This window comes from Isoptericola sp. NPDC060185, assembly GCF_042728595.1.
Classification (GTDB): domain Bacteria; phylum Actinomycetota; class Actinomycetes; order Actinomycetales; family Cellulomonadaceae; genus Isoptericola.
The window spans coordinates 1-16397 of record NZ_JBHWYY010000092.1; the positions used below are offsets into that span (position 1 = coordinate 1).

10 protein-coding genes are annotated in these 16397 nt (G+C 74.9%); 7 read left to right on the forward strand and 3 right to left on the reverse strand.

From position 1 onward, the window contains the following. The 7 genes from ACFWDO_RS19245 to ACFWDO_RS19275 all read left to right on the forward strand — a co-directional run. Positions 1 to 911 (forward strand): carbohydrate ABC transporter permease (locus ACFWDO_RS19245; RefSeq protein ID WP_380347114.1); only part of this gene is annotated, 911 nt, incomplete at its 5' end. Next, complete coding sequence (locus ACFWDO_RS19250; RefSeq protein ID WP_380323277.1) at positions 908 to 1777, forward strand: carbohydrate ABC transporter permease; 870 nt, start codon at positions 908 to 910, stop codon at positions 1775 to 1777. The genes ACFWDO_RS19245 and ACFWDO_RS19250, both read left to right, overlap by 4 nt. Positions 1778 to 1837: 60 nt before the next feature. Continuing rightward, a complete protein-coding gene (locus tag ACFWDO_RS19255; protein ID WP_380323274.1) occupies positions 1838 to 4189 on the forward strand; it encodes a hypothetical protein in 2352 nt (783 codons plus the stop codon). A gap of 10 nt (positions 4190 to 4199) precedes the next feature. Continuing rightward, positions 4200 to 6455: an FAD-dependent oxidoreductase gene (locus ACFWDO_RS19260; RefSeq protein ID WP_380323271.1), complete on the forward strand. Its 2256-nt coding sequence runs from the start codon at positions 4200 to 4202 to the stop codon at positions 6453 to 6455. After that, positions 6452 to 7324 (forward strand): NAD-dependent epimerase/dehydratase family protein, encoded by an 873-nt coding sequence (locus tag ACFWDO_RS19265; protein ID WP_380323268.1) that lies wholly within the window; start codon positions 6452 to 6454, stop codon positions 7322 to 7324. Before ACFWDO_RS19260 ends, ACFWDO_RS19265 begins: the two co-directional genes overlap by 4 nt. Positions 7325 to 7525: 201 nt before the next feature. Then, positions 7526 to 9100 (forward strand): ABC transporter permease, encoded by a 1575-nt coding sequence (locus tag ACFWDO_RS19270; protein ID WP_380323265.1) that lies wholly within the window; start codon positions 7526 to 7528, stop codon positions 9098 to 9100. 42 nt (positions 9101 to 9142) lie between these two features. Continuing rightward, entirely contained in the window at positions 9143 to 9811 is a 669-nt protein-coding gene (locus ACFWDO_RS19275) for an ABC transporter ATP-binding protein (protein ID WP_380323263.1), read from the forward strand. 24 nt (positions 9812 to 9835) lie between these two features. Here the strand turns inward: ACFWDO_RS19275 and ACFWDO_RS19280 are convergent, their stop codons facing one another. The 3 genes from ACFWDO_RS19280 to mfd all read right to left on the reverse strand — a co-directional run bounded on the left by ACFWDO_RS19280 (position 9836) and on the right by mfd (position 16058). Then, the gene (locus ACFWDO_RS19280; protein WP_380323260.1) at positions 9836 to 10756 is read right to left on the reverse strand and encodes a phosphotransferase; all 921 of its coding nucleotides are present in this window, start codon (positions 10754 to 10756) and stop codon (positions 9836 to 9838) included. Between the two features lie 110 nt (positions 10757 to 10866). Continuing rightward, the gene (locus ACFWDO_RS19285) at positions 10867 to 12297 is read right to left on the reverse strand and encodes a hypothetical protein (protein ID WP_380323257.1); all 1431 of its coding nucleotides are present in this window, start codon (positions 12295 to 12297) and stop codon (positions 10867 to 10869) included. Between the two features lie 146 nt (positions 12298 to 12443). Continuing rightward, complete coding sequence (mfd, locus tag ACFWDO_RS19290) at positions 12444 to 16058, reverse strand: transcription-repair coupling factor (protein ID WP_380323254.1); 3615 nt, start codon at positions 16056 to 16058, stop codon at positions 12444 to 12446. Positions 16059 to 16397 lie beyond the last annotated feature (339 nt).

Genomic DNA, 16397 nt, shown 5'->3' on the forward strand with positions numbered 1-16397 from the left:
GTCCGGACCAGGACGCGCCACCGGCGCCCCGGCCCAGCCGGCGGCGCGCCCTGCGCACCGACCTGGTGGCGGCGGGGCTCCTGGTGCCCGCCCTGCTGATCTTCGGCCTGTTCGCGTGGTGGCCGATGATCCAGGGCCTGCTCCTGAGCTTCCAGAAGACGAACCTGGTCACGCCCGCGGTGTGGGTGGGCCTGGACAACTTCCGCGCGCTGCTGGCCGACCCGCTGCTCGCGACGGCCGTGCTCAACACCCTGCAGTTCGTGGGGCTCGGCCTGCTCATCGGCTTCCCGCTGCCGATCATCATGGCGGCGGTGATGTCGACGGTGCGCCGTTACGGCGGCGTGTACCGCGTGCTGGTCTACCTGCCCGTCGTCGTCCCGCCCGTGGTGTCCGTCCTGCTGTGGAAGTGGTTCTACGACCCGGGCCCCGGGCTGTTCAACTCGCTCCTCGCCCAGGTGGGGCTCGGCCCCTACCCGTGGCTGGAGTCGCCGGACACGGCGATGCTCTCCCTCGTCCTGGAGTCCACGTGGGCCGGCATGGGCGGCTCGGTGCTCATCTACCTGGCGGCCATCACCGGCGTCCCGCAGGAGCTGTACGAGGCGGCGGAGCTGGACGGCGCAGGACTGTGGCGCCGCATCGGGCACGTCATGCTGCCGCACCTGCGCCCCACGATCGGCCTGCTGCTCCTGTGGCAGCTCATCACCACGGTCCAGGTGTTCACCGAGCCGTACGTCTTCACCGGCGGCGGCCCGCGCAACTCCACCGTGACCGTGCTGCTGCTGATCTTCCGCAAGGGCTTCCAGCAGGGGCAGTACGGGCAGGCCGCGGCCCTCGCGTTCCTCCTGGCGCTCGCCCTCGCCGCCCTGTCGTTCGTCTACCTGCGCGCCACCCGGCGCTGGAGCCAGTCATGAGCACCTTCGTCTCGGTCGCCGCCCGGCGACGCCCGGGCGGCCGCGCCGCGCTGCTCGCCGTCACGGGGATCGCCCTCGTGCTGCTCGTGATCGCGGGCGTCGGCCCCCTCTACTGGGCGTTCAAGGGCGCGATCTCCTCCCCCACCGAGCTGGTCACCGACCCCCTCGCCCTGTGGCCGGCCGACCCCCGCTGGGAGAACTTCGCCCTGGTGTGGACCCGCCTCGACATCGGCCACTACCTGCTGAACTCGCTGTGGGTGGTGCTCGGCTCGTGGGCGGTGCAGCTGTTCGTCGCCGTGACGGCGGGCTACGCCCTGTCGGTGCTGCGGCCGCGCTTCGGGCCCGCGGTGTACGCCGCCATCCTCGCCACCATGTTCGTGCCGTACACGGTGTCGATGGTGTCCCTGTTCCTCACGATCATCGACGTGCCGCTGGTGCACCTGAACCTCGCCAACACCTACTGGGCGATCTGGCTGCCCGCCGGAGCCAACGCCTTCAACGTCCTCATCGCCAAGCGGTTCTTCGACGCGCTGCCGCACGAGCTCTTCGACGCCGCGAAGGTCGACGGCGCCAACGTGTGGCAGGTCATGACCCGCATCGTCATGCCGATGAGCCGCCCCATCCTCGCCGTGATCTCCCTGCTCGCGGTGATGCACGCCTGGAAGGACTTCATCTGGCCGCTGGTCGCGATCACCGACCCCGCGAAGCAGCCGATCGCGGTCGCGCTGTCGGTGCTCGCGAAGCAGGCGCCGCAGGACCAGCTCATCGCCGCCTGCTTCCTCGCCCTCCTCCCGCCCGTCCTGCTGTTCCTCGTCTTCCAGCGCTACATGGTCGACGGGCTCGGCTTCACCGGCGTCAAGGGCTGACCACCGGCCTCCCGCTCGTCCCCGCACGTTCCCCCGTCACCGTCGACGAAGGACCCCACCATGACCGCTCGCGAGCTCCCCGCCCCCGTGTCCCGCCGGACGTTCGTCGCCGGCGCCCTCGCCACCACCGGCGCCGCCACCCTGGCTACCGTCGCCGCGCCGCCCGGCATCGCGCGCGCGGCCGACCTGCCCTCCCTGGTCGCGCCCGGGATCCGCCTCGACGCGCTGGCCGACGGCACGATCGTCGTGCGCGACGACGCCGGCACCGAGCGCCTGCGCCTCACCCACTTCATGGTCAAGGACATGGTGGTGGGCCAGCAGCGCACGTACGGGGGCACGCCCACGGCGACGACGCTGCCCGACGGGCGGCCCGCCATCCAGGTGGAGTACCGGCTCGCCGCGGCGGCGGACGGCATCACGGTCCGCGGCGTCTTCGACGTCTCGCCGCACCGCGCCCACCTGCGGTGGGACGCGACCAGCCCGCGCGGGCTGAGCCTCAACTCCCAGGTGACCAGGGTGCCCGCCGGGTCGACCGGCGCGTACACGACCACCGCGCTGGTGCGCTGGCAGCGCGACGCGGGGGGCGGCGTCCCGTTCGAGACCAACGACGGCATCGTCTACACCGAGCCGCTGGCGGGCACGGCCGCGCACTTCCGGTTCGCCACCACCAACCCCGCCTGGTCCAGCGCCACCTGGCTGCACGTCGAGGGCATCCTCGGCGACGACGGCGTGCTGGTGCACGAGGGCGACCTCGTGCTCGGCGACCTGTCCCCCACCGCGGCGGGCACCGTCGCGACGGGGCGGCCCGTCGGCGTCGAGCTCGTCCACGACCGCCCCTTCGGGCTGTCGACCGACGCCTCCGCGCCGCTCGTGGTGCACGCGCACGTCGTGCAGGGCGCGCCGACGGCCGGCCCCGTGACCCTCGCCTGGGAGGCCCGCGACTTCGACGGCGCCGTCGTGGCGCAGGGTACGGACACGCGCGCGCTGGAGCCCGGCACCTCCTGGCAGCGGGCCGTCGAGGTCCCCGCCGTCGAGCACGGCATCGCCTTCGTCGAGGTGCGGGCCGCGAGCGCCGGCGGCGAGGACTTCGCCCGCACCACGCTCACGGTGCTGCCCAGGCACGACTACGCAGGCACCGGCCGCATCGGCATCGCGAACTACCCGTGGCTGCTGGAGCCGTCGAAGAAGGACGTGGCCGAGCTGCTCACGCTGCTGGGCGTCGCGTCCGTGCGGATCGCCTACGAGGGCGCGCCCGGCATCCCCCCGGCCGAGCTGGAGGCGATGGGCATCATGCCGAACATCCAGCACGGCGACGTCGTCTTCGGCGCCACGCCCGAGGAGGCGAAGCAGTGGGCCGCCGACCTCGTCGACGTGGTCGTGGGGGCGCGGGCCCGGTACTTCGAGGTCGACAACGAGCGCAACCAGCCGTGGATGTCCGGCCGCTACACGCTCGAGTACGTGCGCGACGGGCTGCGCCCCGCCGTCGAGCGGCTGCGCGAGGTGGGCGGCACGGCGAAGGTCATGAACTGCGGCCTCGGCGGCATGGACGTGAACTGGGTCGACGGGTTCCACGCCGAGGGCGGCTGGGACCTCATCGACGCGTTCGCGTTCCATCCCGGGCGGGGCAACTTCGTGCCCGACTACGCCCCCGCGCCCGACGAGTGGGTCACCGGCGACACCGGCTCGTACTGGAACTTCCTGGGTGCTCTGCGCGAGGCGCGGCGCCGGGTGGACCTGTACGGCGGCGACAAGGAGCTGTGGCTCACCGAGGCCTACGCCTGCACGCGGCCGAACCGCTGGTGGAACGACACCCTGCGGCAGGCCGCGGAGAACACGCTGCTGCAGCTCGCGCTCGCGATGTCGGAGGGGGTGGACGGCGTGAACTGGTACCAGCTCCACGACTCGATCATCCACCGCCCCCAGCAGGCGATGCCGGCGAACGCGGAGTACCACTTCGGCCTGATGAACCGCGACACCAGCGCCAAGCCGTCGCTGCTGGCGTTCGCCACCGCGACCCGCCTGCTCGAAGGCGCGACGTTCGTCCGCTGGCTCGACCTGTCCGCACAGGACCCGGACCTGCGCGGCCTGCTGTTCGACACCCCGGACGGCCCGATGTCGCTGCTGTGGTCGCGCGCCGACGGGTACCTGCTGAACGCCGACCACGGCGCCGACGCCTACCACCCGCACCCGGAGGCCTGGGAGGACGGCTGGCCCACCAAGACGGAGGTGTCCTTCCAGGGCGCCCGCGAGGTCGTGGAGATCGACTGCATCGGCCGGCGCCGGACCGTCGCGGGGAGCGGCGGTACCGTGACCGTCCGGCTCGACGGCGCGCCCCGCGTGTACCTCGGGCTGTCGGCCCGCCCCGAGAAGAACGTCGCCGCGTGCCGTCGCGTCGACGCCGACGAGAGCTGAACGGAGCGCGATGCGCGAGCAGGACCTGACCTACGACGTCGTCGTGGTGGGCGGCGGGCTGGCCGGCGTGTGCGCCGCGATCGCCGCCGCCCGCCTCGGCACCCGCGTGGCGCTGGTGACGAACCGGACCGTGCTGGGCGGCAACTCCTCCAGCGAGATCCGGGTCTGGGTGGTGGGCGCGACCGCCCACGGCCGCAACCACTTCGCCCGGGAGACCGGGATCATGGGCGAGCTGTTCGTCGAGAACCAGTACCGCAACCCCGAGGGCAACCCGTACCTGTGGGACGCGGTGGTGCTCGACGCGGTGCGCGCGGAGCCGTCGCTGGACCTGTTCCTCGACGCGGACGTGCGCGAGGTCGAGGCCGACGGGCCCGCGTCCGCGCGCCGCGTCGTGGCCGTGACGGCGTGGAGCCCGGGCAGCGAGACCCGCACCCGCTTCGCCGCGCCGGTGTTCCTGGACTGCACCGGCGACGGCTTCGTCGGGCACCTCGCCGGGGCGGCGTCGCGGCTGGGACGCGAGGCCCGCGCCGAGTTCGGCGAGCCCTGGGCGCCCGACGAGGCGGACGCGATCACGCTCGGCTCGTCGCTGCTGTTCTACTCCAAGGACGCCGGGCGGCCGGTGCGGTACGTCGCGCCGGACTTCGCGAAGGACATCACCACGACGTCGATCCCCTCACGCCGGGTGATCCGTGCCGAGGACTCGGGCTGCGCGTACTGGTGGATCGAGTTCGGCGGCGAGCTGGACGTGGTGCACGACAACGGCCGCATCCGCGACGAGCTGTGGTCGGTGGTGCACGGCATCTGGGACCACATCAAGAACTCGGGCGAGTACGACGCCGAGAACCTCACCCTCGAGTGGGTGGGCTCGGTGCCGGGGCGGCGCGAGTACCGCCGGTTCGTGGGCGAGCGCACGCTGACGCAGCTCGACGTCCTCGCGCAGCGGGAGTTCGACGACCGGATCGGGTTCGGCGGCTGGTCGATCGACCTGCACCCGCCCGGCGGCATGTACGCCACCGAGGAGGGCGCGCGGCAGCGGTACGCGGACGGCGTCTACCACCTGCCGTTCGGCATGCTGCACTCGCGCGCGCTGCCGAACCTGCTGTTCGCGGGTCGCGACGCCTCGGCGTCCCACGTCGCCTTCGGCACGACGCGCGTCATGGCGACCTGCGCCGTGATGGGCGAGGCCGCCGGCACCGCCGCCGCCCTGTGCGTGCGGCAGGGGGTGGCGCCGCACGAGCTCGACGTCCCCGCGCTGCAACGGACGCTGCTGCGCCAGGACGCCGCGATCGTCGGGCTGGGCAGCACCGACCCCGCCGACCTCGCCCTCGCCGCGACCGCGACGGCCTCCTCCGTGCTGCGGCAGATCGAGGTGACCGACGCCGTCGAGGCGTGGCCGCTGGAGGACGACGCCGGCCTAGTGCTGCCGGTCGACCCGGCCCTCGACGGGCTGGAGCTGCTGGTCGACGCGCGGGTCGCCACGCGGCTCGAGGTCGAGCTGTCCGACCCGGGCAAGGCGCAGAACTACGTGCCCGGCGACGTCGTCGCCACGGCCGTCGTCGACGTGCCCGCCGGGGAGAAGCAGTGGGTGCGGCTCCCCCTGGCGTGGGCGCCCGACGGCCCGCGCAACGCCTTCGTGCGGGTGGCCGCCAACCCCGACGCGGCGCTGTACCTCGCCGAGGGGCGCCGGCCGGGCGTGCTCTCCCTGGTGCGCCGGGCGCTGCGGCCGCAGGACGAGCGACCCCAGCCCGTCCGCGAGTGGAGCACCAACGACGTCGGCCGCCGCACCTACTGCGTGCGCGGCGTGCGCACCGACGCCTTCACGCCCGACAAGGCCGTGGACGGCTGGCTGCGCCCGTTCGCCGGGCCGCGCACCTGGGTCTCCGCGCCCGCCGGCGCGGACGAGCCGGCGTGGCTGGAGCTGCGCTGGCCCGCGCCGGTGACCATCGGGACGGTGGACGTGGTGGGCGACGACGACGTCGAGGAGGACCTCATCAACCTGCACCGGCACACCAGCCCGCACCGCGTGCCGCCCGTGCTGCTGCGCGACCACGAGGTCCAGGCGCTCGTCGACGGCGCGTGGCGCACCATCGCGTCCGGGCGCGACAACCGGCGCCGGCGGATGGTGCACCGGCTGGAGGCGCCGGTGACCACCGACCGGCTCCGCGTGGTCGTCACGACCACGCACGGGGCGCCCTCCGCGCACGTCGTCGCGGTGCGCGCCTACGCTCCCGGCGTCGAGGTCGCGTCGCGCGGGGGTGCCGCGTGAGCGCCGCGGGCCGGGTGCTGGTCACCGGCGCGGGCGGGCGGATCGGCACCGCCGTCGTCGCCGAGCTGGTCGCCCGCGGCACCGCGGTGACGGCGCTCGTGCTGGACGCCGCGGACGCCCCCGCCGGGGCCGACCGCGTGGTGGCGGGCGACGCCGCGGACGCCGACGTCGTCGCCCGCGCCCTGGAGGGGGCGGACGGCGTCGTGCACCTCGCCGCGATCCCGTCGCCCCTGCACGACCCGCCCGAGGTGGTCTTCGGGAGCAACACGCTCGCCACGTTCACGGTGCTGGAGCAGGCGGGCCGGGCCGGCGTGCGCCGCGCCGTCGTGGCGGGCTCCCAGGCCCGGAGCGGGCTGCCGTTCGCGCCGCGTCCCGGCCATCCGGCGTACGTGCCCGCCGACCTCGCCTCCCCGTCGCAGGCGGCCGACCCGTACGCGCTGTCCAAGCTGGTCGACGAGCAGACGGCCGGGGCCGCCGCGCGGCGGCACGGCATGACGGTCGTCGTGCTGCGGTACCCGCTCGTGGGCGACGCGGACCGGCTCGCCGCGTTCGCCGCGGCGCGGGCCTCGGACCCGGCGCTCGGCGCCTCCGACCTGTGGGCCTACCTGGACGTCCGCGACGCCGCGACGGCCGCGGCGCTCGCGCTCGACGTCGAGGAGCCCGGCGCCCACGTCGTCGACGTCGCGGCGCCCGAGACGCTCGTCCCGTTCGCCACCCGCGACCTCCTGGCCCGCTACCACCCCGGCACCGAGGTCCGCGCCGACCTGCCCGGCCGCACCGTGCCGGTCGACCTGGCGCCCGCCGAGCGCCTGCTCGGGTTCCGCGCGCGCCACCTGCTCGACCCGGGGCCGGGACGGCCGCTCCCCTGATCTCCTCCTCCTGACCGGCTCCCCGACCCGTTCCTCTCCTCGACACACCCGCGCCACCTCCGTCTTCACAGGATGGTCACAGCCGCACGGCAGGGGCGCACCAGGCGCGCACCCTAGGTTCCGGGGCGTCCCGTGGCAGCGCCGCCACCCCTCCCGCGGTCACCGCACTCTCGTCACCGCACTCCTGTCGAGGAGCCCCCGATGTTTCTCACCTACCTGCGCCGCGAGCTGCGGCACCGGCGCAAGCAGACCGTGGTCGTCGCGATCGGCCTCGCCGTCGCGATAGCGCTCGTCATGGTCGTGTCCTCCGTCTCGTCCGGCGTGCGCGACGCCCAGGCCTCCGTGCTGGAGTCCGTGTACGGCGTCGGCACCGACGTCACCGTGACCCAGGCCGGCGAGCGCGGCTCCGGCGGCCCCGGCCGGTTCCAGTTCGGCTCGGGCGACGGCAGCGCCGACGACGACGGCACCCGCACCGTCGACCAGGACCGGCTGAGCGTCACCCCGGGTTCGGCGGCGTTCGACGACGACGCGCTGGGCACCGTCACCGGCGTCGAGCACGTCACGGGGGCGGCGGCCACGCTCACGCTGCAGAACACGTCGTTCTCCGGCGAGATGCCGGACTTCGACGCGATGCGCCAGCAGTCCGACCAGCAGGGCGGTCCGGGCGGCGCAGGTGGCGGCACGGACCAGCAGGCCCCGCCCAGCGGCGGTCCCGACGGCGCGGGCGGCAGCGCGTTCCAGGTCGACAGCATGACGGTGACCGGCGTCGACCCGACCGCCGACGCCGTGGGCCCGCTGACCACCGTCCAGGTCGCCGACGGCCGCGGGCTGGAGGCCGACGACGCCGGCACCGGCGACGCGGACCCGGCGAAGGTCGCCGTCCTCGACGCCGCGTACGCCGACCAGCAGGAGCTCGCCGTCGGCGACACCGTCTCCGTGGGCGGCACGGACCTGAAGGTCGTGGGCACCGTGACGTCCACGACGGGCGAGGGCGTCGCCACCGCGTCGGACGTGTACGTCCCGCTGACCCTCGCGCAGCAGCTCGCCGACCTGGACGGCCAGGTCACGGACCTGTACGTGTCCGTGGACTCCGCCGACCACGTCGACGCTGTCGCGGACGCCGTCTCCGCCGCCCTGCCCGACGCGTCCGTGAGCACGCAGTCCGACCTGGCCGGCGACGTCACCGGCTCGCTGTCCACCGCGTCGTCGCTGGTCTCGACCCTCGGCACCTGGCTCAGCGCCGTCGTGCTGGTCGCCGCGTTCGGCCTCGCGATCCTCTTCACCGTGTCCGGCGTGAACCGTCGCACCCGCGAGCTCGGCACGCTCAAGGCGATCGGCTGGTCGCGCGGGCGCGTCGTGGGGCAGGTGGCCGGCGAGTCCGTGGTGCAGGGCCTCCTCGGCGGCGTCGCGGGCGTGGTGCTCGGCGGGATCGCGGTGGTCGCGATCAACCTCGCCGGGATCACCCTGTCCGGCTCGTCGGGCGGCGGCGCGTTCAGCTTCGGCGGCCCCGGCGGGGGCGGCGGCATGCCCGGGGGCGGCCAGGTGCCGGGCGGCGGCGCCACCGGCGGCCCCGGTGGCGGGGGCGGTGGCCCGTTCGGCGGGATGGCCGACGCCGCGGGCAGCGCGGTCGACGTCGTCCTGCACGCGCCCGTGTCCGTGTGGGTGGTGGTCGCCGCCGTCGGGCTCGCCGTGCTGGGCGGCCTGCTCGCGGGCGTTGTCGGCGGCTCCCGCGCGGCCCGCCTGCGTCCCGCCGAGGCCCTCCGCTCCCTCGCCTGACCACCGCCCCCGACGCAACCGACCCGTCCAGGAAGGACCGGCATGTACAAGCTCGAGAAGCTCACCAAGACCTACCGCGGCAAGCGCACCGTGCACGCGCTCACCGACGTCACCCTCGAGATCGGCGACGGCGAGCTCGTCGCCGTCCAGGGCCCCACGGGCGGCGGCAAGTCCACGCTGCTGCAGATGCTCGGCGGCCTCGACCGCCCGACGTCGGGCAGCGTGCGGCTGGCCGGCGAGGACCTCGCGGCCCTCGACGACCGCGGCCTCACGCGCGCCCGCGCGCAGCGGCTCGGCTTCGTGTTCCAGCACTTCAACCTCATCCCGACGCTCACCGCGGCGGAGAACGTCGAGACGGCGCTGGTGCCGGCCAGGGTCGGGAGGGCGGAGCGGTCCCGGCGCGCGCTGGCCGCGCTCGACCAGGTCGGCCTCGCCGACCGCGCCGACCACCTGCCCGGCGAGCTGTCCGGCGGGCAGCAGCAGCGCGTCGCCATCGCACGGGCGCTGGTCAAGGACCCCACGGTGCTCCTCGCCGACGAGCCCACCGGCAACCTCGACGAGGCCACCCGCGACGAGATCGTCGAGCTGCTCGAGGGCCTGTGGAAGGAGCAGGGGCTGACCGTCGTCATGGTCACCCACGACTCGGTCGTCGCCCGCCGCGCCCAGCGGCGGCTGCGCATCGCGGGCGGCAAGGTCACCGAGGCGGCCTGACCGGGACGCCGGGGCGGGGGCCGGTCAGGCCGTCGTGACGAGCCGCTCGAGGGTCGCTCGGGCGGGCGGGCCCCACGTGGGCTTGCCTCCCGAGCGGCCCTCGTCGCCCGCATGACCGACGAGCAGGCCGCCCAGCGCGGTGGCCGCCGCCCACCCGCGGGCGCGACGGCGGGTGGCGTCGTCCGCGCACCGGTCGCCGGGGCCGCGGTACGCGGCGTGGAAGGCGCCCTCGGTGCCGGCGGGCAGCAGCCGCCACGCGGCGGAGAGGTCGTAGGCCGGGTCGCCCGCGCACAGGTCGCCGAAGTCGACGACGCCGCACAGGGCGCCGCCCGCGGTGAGGACGTTGGCCGGGTGCAGGTCGGCGTGCAGCCACACCGCCGGTCCGTCCCAGGCCGGCGCGGCGACGGCGTCCCGCCAGACGGCGCGGACGGCCTCGGGGTCGGCGACCAGCCCGAACCCGGCCGCCTCCGCGAGGCCCTGCTCGAACCCGTCCGTGTGCTCCGCCAGCGGGCCGCCGCGGCCGCGGCCGGCGGGCGCGCCGTCGGGGCCGGGGCGGTGCAGCGCGGACAGGAACGCGGCCAGGTCCTCCGCCGCCCCGGGGGCGGTGACGGGCGCGCGGTCGGCGGGCTCGCCCGGCACCCACGTCGTGACGATCCACGGCCGCGCGAACAGGGCGCCCGGCTCGCCGAGCCGCTGCGGCACCGGCACCGGCAGCGGCAGGAGCGGCGCGAGCCCGGGCAGCCAGGTGTGCTCCTTGCGCAGCAAGGCGTCGGCGCTCTCGGTCGCCCACGGCAGCCGGACGGCGAGGTCGTCCCCGAGCCGCCACAGCTGGTTGTCCCAGCCGCGGGCGCCGAGGCGCAGCGGCAGGTCGGCGAGGTCCGGGTGCTGCTCGCGCAGCAGGTCGCGGACGAGGTCGGCGGTGATCTCGACGTCGGTGGTGGTCACGACGCGCCACGCTAGCGGCGCACGGCGCCCGCCGGGCCGGCCGCGCCCGCACGTTCACGGCACCGGCACGACGTCGGCACGCGCCGCCCGACCCCTTCGATGCTCGAAGGTCAGGCGGTGGGTGTCGCCCCGTCGACGACGGTGGGCGGGCCGGCGCCGTCGTCCGCGCCCTCGTCGTCGGGCCGGGGCGGCCGCGCGACCAGCTCCAGCAGGGCGATGAGGACACCGGCCACCAGCGCGGTGCCGATGATGAGGCCCGGGGTGGGGCTGCCCGCGAGCAGCAGCACCAGCGCGGCCACCAGGATGATCGCCACGCGGACGGGGGTGCGGTAGCGGCCCAGCCAGTCGCCCACCGGGCCGGCGGTCACGCCACGGCCCTCGCCGTAGTCGCGCACCCACGCGAGACCCCGCCCGGCGCCCGCGCGCAGCGACCTCGCGGACGCGCTGCTCCCGCCCAGGTAGGCGACGATCGCGACGACGAGGCCGAGCACGCCGACCGTGCGCAGCGTGACCCGCAGGAACGACACGACCTGGTCGAAGAGCACCTCGGCGGCGTCGAGACGCAGCACCACGTCCTTGAGCGCGTCGAGGTAGATCCCCCGCGCGATCGCAAGCCCGACGGCGAGCACCACCATCCCGGCCACCAGCGCCAGCCCGGCGACCACCAGCGTGCGCGACTTGTGCCGCGCCACGAGCACGCCCGCGGCGAGCAGCCCGAGCGAGACCCACGGCAGCCACGTGCCCAGCGCCACGAGCTGCGCGTACCTGTTCTGCACCTGCACCAGCTGCGAGGTCTGCATGAGGGTGAACGTCGCGTTCACCTCGGGGATCCTGGCCGCGATGCCGAGCCCCCGGTCCACCAGGCGCTGCTTGACCAGGTCGATCATCCCGGAGAGCTGAATGGTGAGCTGCCCGTCCTGCCCGATCTGCAGCAGCTCGCCGCCCTCGCCCTTCATCGTCGCGACGAGCTGTTCGTGCGCCACCCGGTTCGCCTGCACCCACGCGTCCTCGAACGCGCTGCTCGTCACCACGTTGTTCGCGGCCTTCCGCACGAACGACTCGACGCCGCTGGTCAGCGGGCCCTCGAGCTGCGTCAGCGCCTCGGTGGCACGCGGCCCGACCCCCTGCTGCTCCAGCCCGTCGACGACGGTCCCCACGATGGCGTTCACGTCGATCTGGTCCATCACGACCGTCGTGAGCCGGCCCGCGACGGCGGACTGGATCGTGGGGTCGGACGCCAGCGGCCCGACCGTCGCGACGTACCGGTCCGTGTCGGTGAGGGTGCGCTCCGCCCACGCGGCCACCACGGCGACGGGGGCGAGCAGCGCGCCGAGGACGACGAGCACGACGGCGGCCGCGGCGCGGCCCCGGTGGCGCGGCTCCCGCGGGGCGGGCGGCGGCGCCGCGACGACGAGCGGTGTGGCGCCCGCCGCCAGGCGTGCGCGCAGCTCGGCGTTCTCCTGCTCCAGCGCGGCGAGGCGCGCCGCCGTGTCGTCGGGCAGCCCCGCGCCATCGACCCCGCCGCCGTTCGTGCCGCTCATCGCGCCCTCCGTCGTCGCCCGCCACGGGCCACGCACACGACGGCGCGGCCGGGCCCCTCGCGGGGCCGTCATCCGGCCATGCTAGGGACGCGCGAGCGTTCCCACCTGCTGAAACGAGGTGAACCGCGGGCGAGCTCCCGGGCGGCTCAGCGCGACGCCGTGCCGACGCTCGCGGCGGCGGACACCTCGCCGAGGATCACCGCATCGATGAGCTGCCGCGCCCAGGCGAGCACCTCGGCTCCGCGCAGGGGCCTGCCGCCGATGCGCGCCGTCGTCGGGAAGGGCACGAGGACCGCCCGGATGGCCGGCTTGAGGATGGTGCCCGGGTACAGGCGCTTGAGGCGCAGCTGCGCGGACTCCGCGAGCTCCACCGGCGCGAACCGGATGAACTTGCCCTGCGCGGTGACGTCCGTGAGCCCGGCGCGGCGCGCGTGGTTGCGGAAGTCGGCGACGTCGAACAGGGCGGAGGCGACGTCGGGGAGCTTCCCGTACCGGTCCACCAGCTCGGCGCGGATCTCCGCGAGCGCCGGGGCGTCCTGCGCGGCGGCGATCTTCTTGTACGCCTCGAGGCGCAGCCGCTCGGTGGCGATGTACGACTCGGGCAGGTGCGCGTCCACGGGCAGCTCGATGGTGACCTCGGGCTGCTCCTCCTCGCCGTCGCCGCGGAAGGCCGCCACGGCCTCGCCCACCATGCGCACGTACAGGTCGAAGCCGACGCCCGCGATGTGGCCCGACTGCTCGCCGCCCAGCAGGTTGCCGGCGCCGCGGATCTCCAGGTCCTTCATGGCGATCTGCATGCCGGCGCCGAGGTCGGTGTGTGCCGCCATGGTCGACAGCCGGTCGTGCGCCGTGTCCGTCAGCGGCCGCTCCGGCGGGTACAGGAAGTACGCGTACGCGCGCTCGCGGCCACGGCCCACGCGCCCGCGCAGCTGGTGCAGCTGCGACAGGCCGAGCACGTCGGCGCGCTCCAGGATCAGGGTGTTGGCGTTGGAGATGTCCAGGCCGGTCTCGATGATCGTGGTGCAGACCAGCACGTCCAGCTCCTTCTCCCAGAAGGCGCGGATCACCTGGTCCAGCTGGTGCTCGCTCATCTTGCCGTGCGCCACGCCGATCCGGGCCTCGGGCACGAGCTCCGCGAGGCGCGACGCCGTCTTCTGGATGGTCTCCACCTTGTTGTGCACGTAGAAGACCTGGCCCTCGCGCAGCAGCTCGCGCCGGGTCGCCGCGGCGATCTGCTTCTCCTCGTAGGCGCCTACGTAGGTGAGCACGGGGTGGCGCTCCTCCGGCGGGGTGGCGAGGGTCGACATCTCGCGGATGCCGGTCACCGCCATCTCGAGCGTGCGCGGGATGGGCGTCGCGGACATGGCGAGCACGTCCACGTTGGTGCGCAGCTGCTTGAGCGTCTCCTTGTGCTCGACGCCGAACCGCTGCTCCTCGTCGACGATCACGAGGCCGAGGTCCTTGAACCGCACCGAGCCGGTGAGCAGGCGGTGGGTGCCGATGACGATGTCGACGGTGCCCTTGCCGAGCCCCTCGACCGTCTCCGCCGACTCCTTGTCCGACTGGAAGCGGGACAGCGCGCGCACTGTGACGGGGAACCCGGCGTACCGCTCGGAGAACGTGTCGAAGTGCTGCTGCACCAGCAGCGTCGTGGGCACGAGGACGGCCACCTGCTTGCCGTCCTGCACCGCCTTGAACGCGGCCCGAATGGCGATCTCCGTCTTGCCGTAGCCGACGTCGCCGCAGATCAGGCGGTCCATCGGCACCGCCTTCTCCATGTCGGCCTTGACCTCGTCGATCGTCACGAGCTGGTCGGGCGTCTCGACGTAGGCGAAGGCGTCCTCGAGCTCGCGCTGCCACGGGGTGTCCGGGCCGAACGCGTGGCCCTGCGTCGCCATGCGCGCCGAGTACAGGCGGATGAGCTCGCCCGCGATCTCGCGCACGTGCTTGCGGGCGCGCGCCTTGGTGTTCTTCCAGTCCGCGCCGCCCATCTTGGACAGCGACGGCGACTCCCCGCCGGTGTACTTGGTGACCTGGTCGAGCTGGTCCATCGGCACGAACAGCCGGTCGCCCGGCTGGCCCCGCTTGGACGACGCGTACTCGATCACCAGGTACTCGCGCGTCGCCGCGTTCGCCCCCGCGCCGAGCGTGCGTTGCACCATCTCGACGAACCGGCCCACGCCGTGCTGCTCGTGCACCACGAAGTCGCCGCCGCGCAGCTGCAGCGGGTCGACGACGTTGCGCCGCCGGCTCGGCATCTTGCGCATGTCGCGCGTCGTGGAGCCCTGGCGGCCGGTGAGGTCGGACTCGCTGAAGACGGCCAGCTGCAGGTCGGTGGCCACGAAGCCCTTGCCGACCAGCGCGGGCGCGACCAGCACGACCCCGCCCTCCGGCTCCTCCCCCAGCGCCGTGACGAGCCGGGCCGCCGTGTCCTGCGCGGCCAGCTGCTCGACCATGCGCTTGGCGGGGCCGTGGCCCTCGGTGGTGAGCAGCAGCCGCCAGCCCGCGCGCTGCAGCGTCTGCACGTCGTCGAGCGCGCGCTGCAGGTCGCCGCGGTAGGACTCGACGTCGCGCGCGGCCACGGTGAACGTCGTGACGCCGTCCACCTCGGACGTCGGCGCGACGGCGGCCTCGTCGTCGCCCTCCGTGGGCGCGTCGAGCGCGAACGACGACAGCGTCCACCAGCCCAGGCCGCGGCGGGCCGCGACGTCGCGAACCTCGGTGAACGTCTCGAACGACGCCGCCGACAGGTCGATCGGCGCGGCCCCGCCTGCGACGGCGCCCGTCCACGCGGCGGCGAGGAACTCCTCGGTGGTGGCGACCAGGTCGTGCGCGCGCCGGCGGACGCGCTCGGGCTCGTCGATGACGAGCAGCGCGTCGTCGGGCACCAGCTCGAGCACGGGCACCATGCGGTCCACGAGCACCGGCGCGAGGGACTCCATGCCCTCGACGGCGACGCCGGCCGCGAGCTTGTCGAGCATCTCGATCGCACCGGGCAGCCGCTCGACCAGGCCCGCCGCCCGCTGCCGCACGGAGTCGGTCAGCAGGATCTCGCGGCACGGCGGCGCCCACAGGCCCTGCTCCGCGATCTCGAGCGAGCGCTGGTCGGCGACGGCGAACCAGCGGATCTCCGTGACCTCGTCGCCCCAGAACTCGATGCGCAGCGGGTGGTCCTCGGTGGGCGGGAAGACGTCGAGGATGCCGCCGCGGACGGCGAACTCGCCGCGCCGCTCCACCATGTCCACACGCGAGTAGGCCGCGCCGACCAGGCGGTCGGCCACGTCCGTGAGGTCGGCGGTGTCGCCGTGGTGCAGCTCCACGGGCTCCAGCTCCCCGAGGCCCTCGACCACCGGCTGCAGCAGCGCCCGCGCCGGCATGACGAGCAGGCGGATCGGCCCGGTCTGGCCGGGCTCGGGCGACGGGTGCGCCAGGCGGCGGAACACCGCGAGCCGCTTGGCGACCGTGTCCGCCCGAGGCGAGAGCCGCTCGTGCGGCAGGGTCTCCCACGCGGGCAGGACGGCGACCTCGTCGGCCCGCTCGTCCGGCAGGTACGCCCGCACCGACGCGGCGAGCTCGTCGGCCTCGCGGCCCGTCGCGGTGACGACCACCAGCGGGCGCCGCTCGGCCGCCGCGGCCAGCAGCGGCGCGCGCACCCCCACCGGCCCCACGACGTCGGCGAAGCCCCGCGCCCGCACGTGCTCGAGCGCGGCCGCGGCGCCGGGGTCGGCCAGGAGGGCGGGGACGATGCCGGTGAGGTTCATGCGAGGTCCTTCGGATCTGCGACGCGGGGCTCTGCGGGGTCGGAGCGCTGTGAGTGGGAGCGCTGCTTGCGGTGGGGGCTCGGTGCGGGCACGACGACAGGCCCAGCTCTCCCCGGGACGCACGTGGTCCCGCGGGTCCGACGCGGGTGTCGGGCGTCTCCGCCGTCGTGCCGGGCGCGTCGTGGGGCCGTGGAACCGTGCGACCGGCGGGGTGCCGGGCGTGCCGAACCAGACTACGCCGCGCCACCGACGCCCCCGCTCCGCAGCCCGCCAGCGACCCCACCCTCCACCGCCCGCCCGGTCGTCATCGTGGACCAGTTCGAGGAACTCTTCACGCTC

Coding starts and splice junctions, on each gene's coding strand:
- ACFWDO_RS19250 (WP_380323277.1), top strand. CDS start 908: ATGAGCACCTTCGTCTCGGTCGCCGCCCGGCGACGCCCGGGCGGCCGC.
- ACFWDO_RS19255 (WP_380323274.1), top strand. CDS start 1,838: ATGACCGCTCGCGAGCTCCCCGCCCCCGTGTCCCGCCGGACGTTCGTC.
- ACFWDO_RS19260 (WP_380323271.1), top strand. CDS start 4,200: ATGCGCGAGCAGGACCTGACCTACGACGTCGTCGTGGTGGGCGGCGGG.
- ACFWDO_RS19270 (WP_380323265.1), top strand. CDS start 7,526: ATGTTTCTCACCTACCTGCGCCGCGAGCTGCGGCACCGGCGCAAGCAG.
- ACFWDO_RS19275 (WP_380323263.1), top strand. CDS start 9,143: ATGTACAAGCTCGAGAAGCTCACCAAGACCTACCGCGGCAAGCGCACC.
- ACFWDO_RS19285 (WP_380323257.1), bottom strand. CDS start 12,297: ATGAGCGGCACGAACGGCGGCGGGGTCGATGGCGCGGGGCTGCCCGAC.
- mfd (WP_380323254.1), bottom strand. CDS start 16,058: ATGAACCTCACCGGCATCGTCCCCGCCCTCCTGGCCGACCCCGGCGCC.